The organism is Pseudomonas sp. 3B-A001-10F, assembly GCF_056313565.1.
In genome coordinates this window covers 57836-71599 of record NZ_JBQYFW010000007.1, presented here as the reverse complement: position 1 = coordinate 71599, position 13764 = coordinate 57836, and the positions used below count along the sequence as shown (strand labels likewise).

Below are 13764 nucleotides of genomic sequence, written 5' to 3'. Positions count from 1 at the left end.
CATGCTGATCCCCGTGATTCTGTCCGGCGGTGCCGGCACCCGTTTGTGGCCGGTGTCCCGCGAGGGCCATCCCAAGCCGTTCATGACCCTGCCCGACGGCCAGTCGTTGCTGGGCAAGACCTACCGGCGTGCGGCAGCGTTGCTCGACGGCTGGGGTGATATCGTCACGGTGACCAACCGCGAGTACTACTTCCAGAGCAAGGATCATTATTGCGCCGCACATGTCTCGCGTCATCGCGGGCATTTCCTGCTGGAGCCGAGCGGGCGCAACACGGCGCCGGCCATTGCTGCTGCCGCGTTGTCGCTGCAAGCACTGCACGGTGACGACGCGATCATGGTGGTGATGCCCGCCGATCATTTGATCGTCAATCAGGACGCGCTGAAAACGGCCGTCGAGCACGCGGTCAATCTGGCCAAAGACGGTTATCTGGTGACCTTCGGCGTAATCCCGACGGCGCCGGAAACCGGCTTCGGCTACATCGAAACCGGTGCCCCGCTGGACGCCAGAGGCGCGGCGAAAGTGCAGCGCTTCGTCGAGAAACCCGACCTGCAAACTGCCACGCATTATCTGGAGAGCGGCAACTTCCTGTGGAATTCGGGGATGTTCTGCTTCACCACCGCGACCTTGATTGCTGAACTGCAATTGCACGCGCCCGAGTTGCTGGAGCAGACCCGCGCCTGCATAGATGTCAGCGCGCCGATTGAAACCGTCGGCTGCCTGCAACAGGAACTGTCGCCGGCACTGTTCGCGGAAATCACTGACATCTCGATCGACTACGCGCTGATGGAGCGCTCGGAAAAAGTCGTCGTTGTTCCCGCCGGATTCGACTGGAGCGACATTGGTTCGTGGGGGGCCGTCGCGGCACTGATCCCGGCCGATGCCGACAACAACCGCGCCAGCGGCGAAGCCATCTTCATCGACAGCCACAACAACTTCGTGCAGAGCGAAGGCCGACTGATAGCAACGGTGGGTGTGGATAACCTGATCGTGGTCGACACCGCCGACGCGGTGCTGGTGGCCCACGCCGACCGTGCGCAAGACGTACGCCGCGTGGCCAAGCAACTCAAGGACAAATCCCACGAAGCCTATCGGTTGCATCGTACCGTCAGCCGCCCGTGGGGTACTTACACGGTTCTCGAAGAAGGTCCGCGCTTCAAGATCAAGCGCATCGTGGTCAAGCCTGGCGGCAAGTTGTCGCTGCAAATGCACCATCACCGCAACGAACACTGGGTGGTGGTCGAAGGCATGGCCAAGGTCACCAACAACGGCTCCGGCACGACGCTGGTGGCCAAGAACGAATCGACCTTCATCGCCGCCGGCCACAAGCATCGTCTGGAAAACCCTGGGGTGATCGATCTGGTGATCATCGAAGTGCAAAGCGGCGAATACCTGGGAGAGGACGACATCGTCCGCTTCGAAGACCAGTACGGCAGGACGGTTTAAATGCTGCTTTCCCTGTATCGCTCGTTGCATGGCTACCGGGGTTTCATCCTCGGCAGCGTGCAGCGAGAGTTTCAAGCGCGATACCGCAATTCGCTGTTCGGCGCCTTGTGGCCGATTTTCAATCCGCTGTCGATGATCATTGTTTACACCGTGATCTTTTCCCACATCATGCGCGCCCGCTTGCCGGGTGTGGATGACAGCATGGCCTACAGTGTTTACCTCTGCGCCGGGTTGCTGGCGTGGGGACTGTTTTCCGAAATCACCCTGCGCAGCCAGAACATGTTTCTGGAAAACGCCAACCTGCTGAAGAAAATCAGTTTCCCGCGTATCTGTCTGCCAGTGATTGTGCTGTGCAATGCCGGGATCAATTTCGCGATCATCATCAGTCTGTTTCTCGGCTTTCTGCTGATCACCGGGCGCTGGCCGGGCATGGCGCTGCTGGCGCTGATTCCATTGATCGCCCTGCAAATGATGTTCTGCGCCGGGTTAGGCATGGTGCTCGGCGTATTGAACGTGTTCTTCCGCGATGTCGGCCAGCTCTTCGGCATCTGCCTGCAATTCTGGTTCTGGCTGACGCCGATCGTTTACCCGATCACGATCCTGCCGGAATGGGTGCAGCGCCTGCTGCAACTCAATCCGCTGACCAACCTGTTCAGCAGTTATCAGAACCTGTTTCTCTACGGACAGTGGCCGGTCTGGAACTCGCTGCTGCCGATCTTCGTTACGGGCGTGCTGTTTTGTCTGATCGGTCTGCGGCTGTTTCGCCAACGCGTTGGCGAAATGGTGGATGAACTCTGATGGGGCATATTCGCGTCACCGGCCTGAGCAAGGCCTACAAACAATATCCCAACCGCTGGAGCCGACTGGCTGAGTGGCTGATTCCGTTTTCGCCAATCCGCCACCACCAGCACTGGGTGCTGCAGGACGTCGAATTCGAAATCGCCCCCGGTGAAGCGGTGGGCATCGTCGGCGCCAACGGCGCGGGCAAAAGCACCCTGCTGAAGATGATCACCGGCACCACCCAACCCACCACCGGCAAGATCGAACTGCAAGGCCGCGTGGCCGCGCTGCTGGAACTGGGCATGGGGTTCCACCCGGATTTCACCGGTCGCCAGAACGCAATCATGGCCGGTCAGTTGCTGGGCATGCAGCTCGAAGAAATCGAAGCACTGATGCCCGACATCGAGCATTTCGCCGAGATCGGCGACGCCATCGACCATCCGGTACGCACTTACTCCAGCGGCATGCAGATGCGCCTGGCGTTCAGCGTTGCCACAGCCCGGCGCCCGGACATTCTTATCGTCGACGAGGCACTGTCGGTGGGCGACGCCTACTTCCAGCACAAAAGCTTCGAACGCATCCGCAGTTTCCGCAAATCCGGCACCACGCTGCTGATCGTGTCCCACGACCGCTCGGCGATTCAGTCGATCTGCGACTCGGCCATCCTGCTCAAGGACGGCCGCATGGCCATGTACGGCAAACCGGAACCGGTGCTCGACTACTACAACGCGCTGATGGCCGAACGCGAAGGCCAGATCGTCCGTCAGGAAATGCTCGCCGGCGGCGAAGTGCAAACGATATCAGGCACCGGCGAAGCGGCGATTCTCGGCGTGCGCCTGCTCGATGAAAACGATCGCAGCATCGACGCCGCCGAAGTCGGCCAACCGGTGGTGCTCGAAGTTCAGGTCGAAGTACGCAAGGACATCGAACGACTGGTGCTGGGCTTTATCCTCAAGGATCGCCTGGGCCAGATGATGTACGGCATCAACACCCATCGCCTCGACAAGGCATTGACCGACCTGCACGCCGGCGAGCGCTTTACCTACCGCTTCTCGTTCATCATGGGTTTGGGCAAAGGCAATTATTCCGTGTCGCTGAGCCTGTCGCGTCTGGACTCGCACCTCGATCGCAATTTCGAATGGCGCGACTACGGGTTGGTGTTCCACGTGATCAACAACCGTCAGGAAGATTTCGTTGGCTGCTCATGGCTCGGCGCCAAGACCACTATCATGCGCGACACCGAAGCCCGGCCTGCCGAGCGCTTGCCATGACCCGCTTGCTCGTCGAATGCACCCATGTGTTCAAACACCCGGCCATCAATTCGGGTATTCAGCGGGTGGTGCGCAACGTCATCAAGCAACTGCCCGCCAGCGCCGCAGGTGTGGAGTGCATGCCGGTGGTGGTGCTCAATGGCGAACTCTATCGCGTATTGCAACTGGCATCGCTCGATACGCCTTTTTTCAACGCGCTGGAAACCTTCGGTGGACGCCTGGAGCGCCTCGCCCATCGCTTCTGGCAATGGCACCAGCGGCGTGACGCCCAATGCACCTCGAAGCTGGCGCGACGAATTTTGTATGTCGGATACCGGCTCACAATCTTCGGCGCATTCGGCCTGCCGATCCGCCTGATCCGAAGAATCAACCGCAGGCAATTGCTCAAGCGTTGTTCACCACTGCAACATCAGCCGGGCGATCAATTGGTGCTGCTGGATTCATCCTGGCACTCGGATTTTTTTGCCCACGTCGAGCGACTGAAACGCGACGGCGTCGGCATGATTGCGGTGATCTACGACCTGATCCCGCTGACTCACCCACAGTTTTACGATACGCGTCTGGTCGAGGTCTTCAGCGAATGGTTCGACTGGATCACCCGCACAGCGGATGGCTACATGGCGATTTCCGCCACGGTGCGCGATCAAGTGCATGAAGAGATGCAGCGCAGAATCGGTGCCGAGCAGACCAATAAACGCTGGTTCGATTTCTTTTACTTGGGTTCCGAACTGGATCTGCACAACGACCAGGCCACGGTTGATCCACGCCTGAGACAATTGTTCGCCACAACAGACCCGGTTTACCTGATGGTCAGTACCATCGAGCCACGCAAGAATCATGCGTATCTGCTCGATGCCTTCGAGCGTGCCTGGGCCACAGGCTCGACGGCCCGGCTGTGCATCGCCGGGCGGGTCGGCTGGAAATGCGACACCCTCCTCGCCCGGGTGCGCAATCATCCCGAGCTGAACCAGCGTCTGTTCATGTTCAACGACCTCAGTGACACCAGCCTTGAACACGCCTACGCCCACGCCAGTGCGCTGGTGTTCCCCTCGTTCGTCGAAGGCTTTGGTCTGCCCCTGGTGGAAGCCATGCAGCGCGGCTTGCCCGCGATGGGCAGCGATATCGCGGTGTTCCGCGAAATCGGCGGCGAGTTCATGGCGTACTTTGATCTGCAGGATCCGCAAAGTCTTGCCGACCTGATCAATCAATTCCAGCGCAGCGGCCAGTTCCCCGCTGCACGCGATGTCGCGGACTGGCAGTGGATCGGCTGGCGCGAAGCCAGTCTGCAACTGGCCGAACGCAGCGTGCGTAACGTTCTGCAAGCGCCGGCGGCGCCAGCGAGGCTGCATGCGCATTGCCCTTAACGCACGAATTCTCCAGGCGCCACGTACCGGCATCGGCCACTACGTCGCCGAACTGGTCAACGCCTTGCGCAGCGAGACTGATATGGATGTGACGTTATTCCATGGCTGGGGCTGGAGTTCGGCGCTGCCAGAAGCGGCCATGCCCGGTTACTCGCGTCTGACGCCACTGCTGCGGCAAATCCCCGGTGCCTATCAGGCGCGCCGCTGGTTGGAGCAGAAACGCTTCGATCAGGGGCGCGCGCAAGGTATCGACCTCTATCACGAGCCGAGTCTGTGGCCGCTGGCCTTCGACGGCCCGACCGTAATCACCCTCCACGACCTGACACACCTGCATTTCCCCGAGACCCAGCCCCCGGCGCGGCTCAAGGAAATCGAGCGTCGATTGGCTCAGGGTGTGCAACAGGCGCAGGTGATTCTCGCCGACTCGCAAGCCATTGCTGAGGAAGCTCAAGCTTATTTCGGCCTGCCTGCCGAGCGTTTTGTGGTGGCGCCACTGGGCGTCGCCGAGCGCTTTCATCCGCGCGAGGCGAGCACCATTGACGCGGTGCTCAAGGCGCACGCGGTCGAGGCGCGGGAGTATTTCCTGAGTGTGGGCACGCTGGAGCCGCGCAAAAATCTTGGCCTGGCCCTGCGTGCCCATGCCCTGTTGCCGGAGGCTGTGCGCCAGCGCTTTCCGCTGTTGATCGTCGGTATGGCCGGTTGGGAGCGCGAACAGTTCAGCGAACCCTTGCGTCAGGCACTGGCCAGCGGGCACGTGTGCCTGCTCGGTTATCTGCCCGATGAACAGGTGGCGCAGCTGTTGGCCGGTGCCCGGGCGTTGATTTTTCCGTCGCTGTACGAAGGTTTTGGTCTGCCGGTACTGGAGGCCATGGCCAGCGGCACACCGGTGGTGCTCACGCGTTCTTCAGCGATGCCGGAAGTCGCGGGCGCGGCGGGCAACTATATTGAAGCTGACGATGCAGAAGGCCTGCGTGACGCGCTGAGCCGACTGATCGACGATCAAGCGCATTGGCAGGCATGCCAAGAAGCCGGGTTGCAGCAGTCGCAGCTTTTTTCCTGGGAGCGTTGTGCACAGGCCACGGCCGGTGCCTACCGCCAGGCCATGGGAGGTTGAATGCGGGTTCTTCATTTTTTCAAGACATACCTGCCTGACTCGGTCGGCGGCATTGAGCAAGTGATCTTCCAACTGTGCGAGAGCGGCGCCCAACACGGCATCGACGGCCAGGTGCTGACGCTCAGCGCCGACCCCAATCCACCTGTGGTGCAACTCGGTCAGCACGAAGTGCACCGCGCCAAACTGGATATTCAATTCGCCTCCACCGGTTTTTCCTGGAGCGTGTTCAAACAGTTTCGCGAAATGGCGGCCGAGGCCGATGTAGTCAACTACCACTTCCCGTGGCCGTTCATGGACCTGGTGCATTTCGCCAGCACGACGAATAAACCGAGCGTGGTGACGTACCACTCGGACATCATTCGCCAAAAGCACCTGCTCAAACTCTATCGCCCGTTGATGAATCGCTTCCTCGCCAGCGCCGACCGCATCGTTGCCGCTTCACCGAACTACCTGCACACCAGCGATGTGCTGCAGCAGTTCCAGGACAAGACCCGGGTGATTCCCTACGGTTTGAACAAGGCCGGTTATCCACAGCCTGATACCGAACGAATGAATCGCTGGCGCCAGCAGGTTGGGGACAAGTTTTTTCTGTTTGTCGGCGTGATGCGTTACTACAAAGGCCTGCACATCCTGCTTGAGGCCCTGAAAGACGTGGACTATCCCGTGGTCATTGTCGGCGCCGGGCCTCTGGAACTGGAACTGCACGCTCAGGCTCGGGCGCTGGGCCTGCGCAACATTCATTTCCTCGGGCGCCTGGGTGACGAAGACAAAGTCGCACTGCTGCAACTGAGTTACGCCATCGTCTTCCCTTCGCACCTGCGCTCGGAAGCTTTCGGCATCTCCCTGCTGGAAGGTGCGATGTACGGCAAGCCGATGATTTCCAGCGAGATCGGCACTGGCACCAGCTACATCAATATCCACAACGAAACCGGGCTAGTGGTCCCGCCCAGTCATCCGCAGGCGTTTCGCGAGGCAATGCGCACGCTGTGGGAAGACCCGGTGCGTGCCGCAACGATGGGGGTGAAAGCCGAAGCGCGTTACCGGCAGTTATTCACAGCCGATGACATGGGCCGCAAGTGGACAGAGCTGTATCAGGAATTGCTGGAAGAGAAATCCCTGTCTTACGCTTAATGCTATTCAACACAGATTCATTGTAGGAGTGAGCCTGCTCGCGATAGCGGTCTGTCAGCAACAATGATGTTGATTGACCCGACGCGATCGCGAGCAGGCTCACTCCTACAGGGTCAGGTTACAGATCCAGTACCAGCGGCTGCGTGCTTTGCGCCGGGACCGCGCAGCAAATCAGCACATGCCCCGCTTCCGGAATATCCGCCGGCACCTGTGGATAATTCACCGCGCCACTGACCAGCCGGGTCTTGCAGGTACCGCACGACCCACCACGGCAACTGAACTCCGGGTGTAGTCCGCGACTTTCTGCCAGTTCCAGCAAACTGCCGCCATCGGGTTGCCAACGTGCCTCTTTCGCCGAGCGCTCAAACACCACCGGCACCGAAGTGGTCGCTGCGGGCGGTTGCTCGATCACGATCGCATCCGGATCGGCCTGACGTTTCAGGGTCGACGGGCCAAAGGTTTCCGCGTGAATCTGCGTGTCGCGCACATCCAGTTCGCGCAAAGTGTCGTACAGCCCTTGGGTAAAACCACCGGGGCCGCAGAGCACAAAGTCGAGCTGATCGAAATCCTCGGCCTCCAGCAGGTTCCTCAGCACCGCGCCGTCGATGCGCCCATGCACATCGAAATCCTCGCCCTCTTGCAGATCGGCTTCCGGCTGGCTGAGCAGACGCAGCACTCGTACAGAATCGCCTGCGGTTTCGAGCAAACGATCCAGCTCCTTTCGAAATGGCTGATCCGCCAGACTGCGCGAACTCTGCAGCAACAACGTCGGACGAATCCCCCGCGTGCGTAAGCCTTGGTAAACCACCTCGCGCAACATCGACAGCAACGGCGTGATGCCGACCCCGGCAGCCAGCAGCACCAACGGTCGCTGTTCCAGCGGCGCCACGATGAAATGTCCCTGCGGCGCCCGCGCCTCAAGCACATCACCAACGCGAATCTGCTCATGCAGGTGCGAGGAAATCAGCCCTTCGCGCTTCACGCTGATCCGGTAGAAACCATCCGATGGCGCACTCGAAAGACTGTAGGTGCGGATATGCACCTCGCCATCAATAGTGAAACGCACTGGCAAATGCTGACCCGCGAGAAACACTGGCAACCCGGCACCATCGGTTGGCTCCAGATAGATCGAACGGATGCTGCGACTTTCTGCTTCGATCTTCGCCACGCGCAACGGCCGCCATTGATTACCCAGTGCCTGCGCCTGCAAACGCGCGTCCGCCTCGGCCCAATTGCCGGTCAGCAGGCTGGTCGGCGACATGCCGTCGAAGCGCCAGCGTAACGCCAGAGCGGCCGGACGCCGCACCAGTTTTTCCACCTCAAATGTCCACAGCCGTTCCGCACCTTGAAAGGCTTCGATCTGCGGGTCATCGAGAAGGATCTCGGTACGCCCGCTGAGTTGCAGCAGATCACCTGTGGAAAAGTCGATGAACAGCAAGCCGGCCTTGGGATTGAGCAGCAGATTGCCGAGGGTGTTGAAATGCAGATTGCCGGCAAAGTCAGGGATGGTAAGACGATTGCCTTTCACACGGACGAAACCGGCCTGGCCACCCCGGTGGGAAACATCCACCGCACGCTGGCCGTCGACATCGACATAACTGGCAACAAAAAACGTATCGGCGCCAGTGATCAGCGCAACGGCCGCGTCATCGAGGCCGTGCAGATGCTCAGCCGGGCGTGTCTGCGGATCCGTCAGCGGCACCCGCTGAAACTGACGCAGTTGAATGTATTGCGGGCAGTTGCCGAAGGCCTGATCCACGCTTACTTCAAAACCATCAGCGCTCAGATTGCCGACATGGCCGTTGAGGCGATTGCGCCGGCGGGTATGCAATTCGATGCCGAGTAAACCGATCGGCTCGCCATTGCGCAGTTGCGCCGGGTCATCGGCAGCAGGCTGGCTGGCGAAATGCAAATGCTCGGGATCCGTCGACCGGGCAAACCCCGGTGCACCTTCGAGCACACTGGCCCACGGCATCCCCTGCGCATCGACTGCGCCGTACAGCATGAAGGGCAGTTGCTGATAGAACTCACGGTGCTGATCCGGCATCCAGGTGCGAATCACCTTACGCCCGAAGGCTTCCATACGATCGGCAACGCCGACATGGGCCTGCAATTGCTGTTCGCCAGCGTGCCACGGTGAACGTTCCATCACGACCTCTCCCCTGCACCGTCGGCACAGTGTCGATTGCGAAAATCAGGCAGTGGTTTGCAGACCGGCAACCGTACGCGGCATGCCGACGAAACCAGGCAAGGCTTCAACCCGCGCCAGCCAGGCGCGGACGTTACCGTAGTCGTCCAGCGACACGTTGCCTTCCGGTGCGTGGGCGATGTAACTGTAGGCAGAAACGTCGGCAATGGTCGGTTCGTCGCCGGCCAGGTACGCAGTTTTGCCCAACTCGATGTCCATCACCTTGAGCAGGTTGTGCGCCCGGCTGATTGCCTCGTCCGCATTCAGTTGTGCGCCAAACACCGTGACCAGTCGCGCTGCAGCGGGCCCGAAAGCTATCGGTCCGGCTGCGGCCGACAACCAGCGCTGCACACGTGCGGCGCCGACAGGATCCGTTGGCAACCAACGGCCGTTGCCGTATTTCTGCGCCAGGTACACCAGAATCGCGTTGGAGTCGGCCAGCACCACGCCGCCGTCATCAATCGCCGGTACTTGACCAAAACTGTTGATCGCCAGATACGCCGGCTGCTTGTGCTCACCCTTGGCCAGATCGACGAAAACCAGCTCGGTCGGCAGTTGCAGCAGGGACAACATCAGCTCGACACGGTGGGCGTGGCCGGAACGTGGAAAGTTGTAGAGTTTGATCGCTTGCATGGTCGACTCCGCTGAACAGGGGCGCCACTGCGGGAATGAGAGCGCCGATGGAGGCCATCTTGCGCTGATCGCAAAAACAACAGAATAACCATTAACTGCAATCGATTATTTCATTGGGTGCAATAACGCAGCGCCTTTCAAAGCAGGATGTTCGCGCAAAGCGTGGACGGTGAAATCGACAAAACTGCGAATCCGCGCCGGCGCCTTACGCCCGCCCTGATAAACCACATGGATCGGCAATGTCGGCAGTTCAAATTCAGCGAGGACGATTTCCAGCTCACCGGTCGCGATTTTGCTGGCAACTTGATAAGACAGCACCCGAGTCAAGCCCAGCCCCATGCAGGCTGCGGTAATCGCTGCCTGATTGGCGGTCACGATCAGACGCGGCTCAGGACGCACGCTAAGCGGTTCGCCCGCGTCGAGAAACGGCCAACTGCGTTGCTGGCTAATCGCTGAAGTCGCCACCACTGGCGCGCCCGCCAACGCGTGGGGATGAGCCGGTCGGCCATATTTGGCAAAGTAGTCCGGCGAGCCGCAAACGACCCTACGCACCTCACCCACGCGAACAGCATGCTGACTGCTGTCCGGCAGATCACCGATGCGCACCGCCACATCGATGCCCTCCTCGACCATGTTGACGATCCGATCGACCAGCACCGCGTTGATCGTGACATCCGGATACTGCGCCAGATAACGCGCCATCAGCGGCGTCACAAACAAATCACCGAACAACACCGGCGCCGTGACCGTCAGTTGCCCACGCGGCTCGGCATGACTGCCCGCTGCCGAATCCTCGGCTTCCTGCACCTCAGCGAGAATCCTCCGACAATCCTCCAGATAACGCTGCCCGGCTTCGCTCAAATGCACACTGCGCGTAGTACGAATCAGCAACTGCGTGCCGATGCGCAACTCCAGCGCCGCCACCGCACGCGTGACGCTGGCCGCTGACAAACCCAGACGCCGCGCGGCAGAGGAAAAGCCTTGCTCTTGGGCGACGGTGGTGAAGATGTGCATTTCCTGGAAGCGGTCCATGGTGCCTCTCGAGTCAGATACAAAAATCGCAGCCGAAGCTGCGATTTTTTTGTGCGTAGGTCAGCTGTGGATAACTTATTCCACCGTCACCGACTTCGCCAGGTTACGCGGCTGATCGACGTCCGTGCCCTTAAGCACCGCCACGTAGTACGACAGCAACTGCAGCGGAACCGTGTAAAGGATCGGTGAGAGGATGTCGTGGATGTGCGGCATCTGCACCACGTGGGTGCCTTCGCCGTTGGTCATCCCGGCTTTTTCATCGGCGAACACGATCAGTTCACCGCCACGGGCGCGGACTTCCTGCAGGTTGGATTTGAGCTTTTCCAGCAGTTCGTTGTTCGGCGCCACAGTGACCACCGGCATATCGTTATCCACAAGCGCCAGCGGGCCGTGTTTCAGTTCGCCGGCCGGATAGGCTTCGGCGTGGATGTAGGAGATTTCCTTGAGTTTCAAGGCGCCTTCCATTGCTACCGGGAATTGCGCACCACGACCGAGAAATAGCGTGTGGTTCTTCTCGGCGAACAGCTCGGCGATTTTTTCCACGGTGCTGTCCATGGCCAATGCTTCACCGAGACGGGTTGGCAGACGACGCAGTTCCTCGACCAGACGTGCTTCAACGCCCTCGGCTAACGTGCCGCGTACTTGACCCAGCGACAGAGTCAGCAGCAACAGGCCGACCAGTTGCGTGGTGAAGGCTTTAGTCGAGGCGACGCCGATTTCGCGGCCGGCCTGGGTCAGCAGGGTCAGGTCGGATTCGCGCACCAGTGAGCTGATGCCAACGTTGCAGATGGCCAGGCTGGCGAGGAAGCCCAGTTCCTTGGCATTGCGCAGCGCCGCGAGGGTGTCGGCGGTTTCGCCGGACTGCGAGATGGTCACGAATAAGGTGTCCGGCTGCACCACGACTTTGCGGTAGCGGAATTCGCTGGCGACTTCGACTTGGCACGGAATGCCGGCCAATTCTTCGAGCCAGTACCGCGCGACCATACCCGCGTGATAACTGGTGCCGCACGCGACGATCTGCACGTTGCGGACTTTGGCAAACAACTCGGCCGCTTGTGGGCCGAACGCTTGCACCAGCACCTGATCGTTGCTCAGGCGACCTTCGAGGGTGCGTTGTACAACGGCCGGTTGCTCGTGGATTTCCTTGAGCATGTAGTGGCGGTATTCACCTTTGTCGGCAGCTTCGGCACCATCGCTGTACTGCACGGTCTGGCGCTCGACGGCATTACCGTTGATGTCCCAGATCTGCACGTTATCGCGGCGAATTTCGGCGATATCGCCTTCTTCCAGGTACATGAAGCGGTCCGTGACCTGACGCAGGGCCAATTGGTCAGAGGCGAGGAAATTCTCGCCCAGACCCAGACCGATCACCAATGGGCTGCCACTGCGCGCGGCGACCAGACGATCAGGCTGTTTGGCATTGATCACCGCCAGACCGTAAGCACCGTGCAATTCCTTGACCGTCGCTTTTAGCGCAACGCTCAGGTCTGGCTGGTCCTTGAGCTTGTGGTTGAGCAGGTGGGCGATGACTTCAGTATCGGTGTCCGAAGTAAACACGTAACCCAGCGCTTTCAGTTGTTCGCGCAGGGCTTCGTGGTTTTCGATGATGCCGTTGTGCACCACCGCGATGTCGCCGGAGAAATGCGGGTGCGCGTTACGCTCGCAAGGAGCGCCGTGGGTGGCCCAACGGGTGTGAGCAATGCCGAGACGGCCCACCAGCGGGTGTTCGGCCAGCGCCGCTTCGAGCTCGCTGACTTTACCCGGGCGACGCATGCGCTCGAGGGTTTCGTCGTTGGTGAAGACCGCGACACCGGCGCTGTCGTAGCCGCGGTATTCAAGGCGCTTGAGGCCTTCGAGCAGGATGGCGGTGATATTACGTTCAGCAACTGCGCCGACAATTCCACACATGCTTATTTCTCCTGACTGACAGCCGCGCAAATCACGGTGATACCGCGGGCCTGTATCTGATCGCGCGCTTCGATAGGCAGGCGATCATCGGTAATGAGGGTATGGACGCTGCTCCACGGCAGTTCCAGATTGGGAATTTTGCGACCGATCTTGTCGGCCTCGACCATGACGATGACTTCCCGTGCCACTTCAGCCATGACCCGGCTCAGACCGAGCAGCTCATTGAAGGTCGTCGTGCCGCGCACCAGATCGATACCGTCGGCGCCAATGAACAACTGGTCGAAGTCGTAAGAGCGTAGTACCTGCTCGGCGACCTGGCCCTGAAAGGATTCCGAATGCGGATCCCAGGTGCCGCCGGTCATCAACAGCACCGGTTCGTGCTCGAGTTCGCTCAGGGCGTTGGCGACGTGCAGGGAATTGGTCATCACCACCAAACCCGGCTGCTGGCCAAGTTCGGGGATCATCGCGGCAGTGGTGCTGCCGCTGTCGATGATGATCCGCGCGTGCTCGCGGATGCGTTTCACCGCCGCACGGGCGATGGCCTGTTTGTACTTGGAAACGCTCTGCGCGGTTTCCGCGACCAGTTCCTGCGGCATGGTGATCGCCCCGCCGTAGCGGCGCAGCAACAGACCGTGGCTTTCCAGGGCGGCGAGATCCTTGCGGATCGTAACTTCCGAGGTTTCGAAGCGCTTGGCCAGTTCATCCACACTGACTTCGCCCTGCTCGTTGAGCAAGGCGAGGATGTTGTGGCGGCGTTGCGGCGTGTTGCGTTTCGACATGGCGACTTAAGTTTCGTTTCGAAAGATAACGGAAGCAATCAAAACCTATCGGCTCTAAATCGTCAAGCGGCAGCAAGGCTTTTTTGAAAACGACACAAACAAAAATGTGGGAGCGAGCTT

At 60.1% G+C, this 13764-nt stretch carries 11 protein-coding genes; 6 read left to right on the top strand and 5 right to left on the bottom strand.

All coding sequences use genetic code 11. The features are described 5' to 3' along the window. Position 1 precedes the first annotated feature (1 nt). From AC0ZWN_RS09365 to AC0ZWN_RS09340, 6 genes are read left to right on the top strand one after another with little or no spacing between them, the layout of a single operon-like run. Entirely contained in the window at positions 2 to 1444 is a 1443-nt protein-coding gene (locus AC0ZWN_RS09365) for a mannose-1-phosphate guanylyltransferase/mannose-6-phosphate isomerase (RefSeq protein WP_476334811.1), read from the top strand. After that, positions 1445 to 2242, top strand: coding sequence for an ABC transporter permease (locus tag AC0ZWN_RS09360; RefSeq protein WP_476334809.1), 798 nt, complete (start codon positions 1445 to 1447; stop codon positions 2240 to 2242). Then, complete coding sequence (locus AC0ZWN_RS09355) at positions 2242 to 3495, top strand: ABC transporter ATP-binding protein (RefSeq protein ID WP_476334808.1); 1254 nt, start codon at positions 2242 to 2244, stop codon at positions 3493 to 3495. Before AC0ZWN_RS09360 ends, AC0ZWN_RS09355 begins: the two co-directional genes overlap by 1 nt. Continuing rightward, positions 3492 to 4859, top strand: coding sequence for a glycosyltransferase family 4 protein (locus AC0ZWN_RS09350; protein WP_476334807.1), 1368 nt, complete (start codon positions 3492 to 3494; stop codon positions 4857 to 4859). The genes AC0ZWN_RS09355 and AC0ZWN_RS09350 overlap by 4 nt, the downstream gene beginning before the upstream one ends. After that, a complete protein-coding gene (locus tag AC0ZWN_RS09345) occupies positions 4843 to 5973 on the top strand; it encodes a glycosyltransferase family 4 protein (protein WP_476334806.1) in 1131 nt (376 codons plus the stop codon). The genes AC0ZWN_RS09350 and AC0ZWN_RS09345 overlap by 17 nt, the downstream gene beginning before the upstream one ends. After that, positions 5974 to 7104 carry a glycosyltransferase family 4 protein gene (locus AC0ZWN_RS09340; protein ID WP_186620305.1) on the top strand — a complete coding sequence of 377 codons (1131 nt, stop codon included), beginning with the start codon at positions 5974 to 5976 and terminating at the stop codon, positions 7102 to 7104. It begins immediately after the preceding gene. A gap of 118 nt (positions 7105 to 7222) precedes the next feature. On the opposite strand, the gene AC0ZWN_RS09335 is transcribed toward AC0ZWN_RS09340, so the two are convergent. From AC0ZWN_RS09335 to AC0ZWN_RS09315, 5 genes are all read right to left on the bottom strand, one after another. After that, entirely contained in the window at positions 7223 to 9253 is a 2031-nt protein-coding gene (locus AC0ZWN_RS09335) for a pyridoxamine 5'-phosphate oxidase family protein (RefSeq protein ID WP_476334804.1), read from the bottom strand. A gap of 45 nt (positions 9254 to 9298) precedes the next feature. Continuing rightward, positions 9299 to 9925 carry a glutathione S-transferase family protein gene (locus AC0ZWN_RS09330; RefSeq protein WP_476334802.1) on the bottom strand — a complete coding sequence of 209 codons (627 nt, stop codon included), beginning with the start codon at positions 9923 to 9925 and terminating at the stop codon, positions 9299 to 9301. Between the two features lie 105 nt (positions 9926 to 10030). Further along, positions 10031 to 10957, bottom strand: coding sequence for a LysR family transcriptional regulator (locus AC0ZWN_RS09325; RefSeq protein WP_476334801.1), 927 nt, complete (start codon positions 10955 to 10957; stop codon positions 10031 to 10033). A gap of 75 nt (positions 10958 to 11032) precedes the next feature. Continuing rightward, positions 11033 to 12865 (bottom strand): glutamine--fructose-6-phosphate transaminase (isomerizing), encoded by a 1833-nt coding sequence (gene glmS, locus AC0ZWN_RS09320; RefSeq protein WP_476334799.1) that lies wholly within the window; start codon positions 12863 to 12865, stop codon positions 11033 to 11035. A 2-nt stretch (positions 12866 to 12867) separates the two neighbouring features. Then, positions 12868 to 13644, bottom strand: coding sequence for a DeoR/GlpR family DNA-binding transcription regulator (locus AC0ZWN_RS09315; RefSeq protein WP_007911964.1), 777 nt, complete (start codon positions 13642 to 13644; stop codon positions 12868 to 12870). Positions 13645 to 13764: the final 120 nt, after the last annotated feature.

Coding starts and splice junctions, on each gene's coding strand:
- AC0ZWN_RS09325 (WP_476334801.1), bottom strand. CDS start 10,957: ATGGACCGCTTCCAGGAAATGCACATCTTCACCACCGTCGCCCAAGAG.
- AC0ZWN_RS09315 (WP_007911964.1), bottom strand. CDS start 13,644: ATGTCGAAACGCAACACGCCGCAACGCCGCCACAACATCCTCGCCTTG.
- AC0ZWN_RS09365 (WP_476334811.1), top strand. CDS start 2: ATGCTGATCCCCGTGATTCTGTCCGGCGGTGCCGGCACCCGTTTGTGG.
- AC0ZWN_RS09355 (WP_476334808.1), top strand. CDS start 2,242: ATGGGGCATATTCGCGTCACCGGCCTGAGCAAGGCCTACAAACAATAT.
- glmS (WP_476334799.1), bottom strand. CDS start 12,865: ATGTGTGGAATTGTCGGCGCAGTTGCTGAACGTAATATCACCGCCATC.
- AC0ZWN_RS09360 (WP_476334809.1), top strand. CDS start 1,445: ATGCTGCTTTCCCTGTATCGCTCGTTGCATGGCTACCGGGGTTTCATC.
- AC0ZWN_RS09330 (WP_476334802.1), bottom strand. CDS start 9,925: ATGCAAGCGATCAAACTCTACAACTTTCCACGTTCCGGCCACGCCCAC.
- AC0ZWN_RS09335 (WP_476334804.1), bottom strand. CDS start 9,253: ATGGAACGTTCACCGTGGCACGCTGGCGAACAGCAATTGCAGGCCCAT.
- AC0ZWN_RS09345 (WP_476334806.1), top strand. CDS start 4,843: ATGCGCATTGCCCTTAACGCACGAATTCTCCAGGCGCCACGTACCGGC.
- AC0ZWN_RS09340 (WP_186620305.1), top strand. CDS start 5,974: ATGCGGGTTCTTCATTTTTTCAAGACATACCTGCCTGACTCGGTCGGC.
- AC0ZWN_RS09350 (WP_476334807.1), top strand. CDS start 3,492: ATGACCCGCTTGCTCGTCGAATGCACCCATGTGTTCAAACACCCGGCC.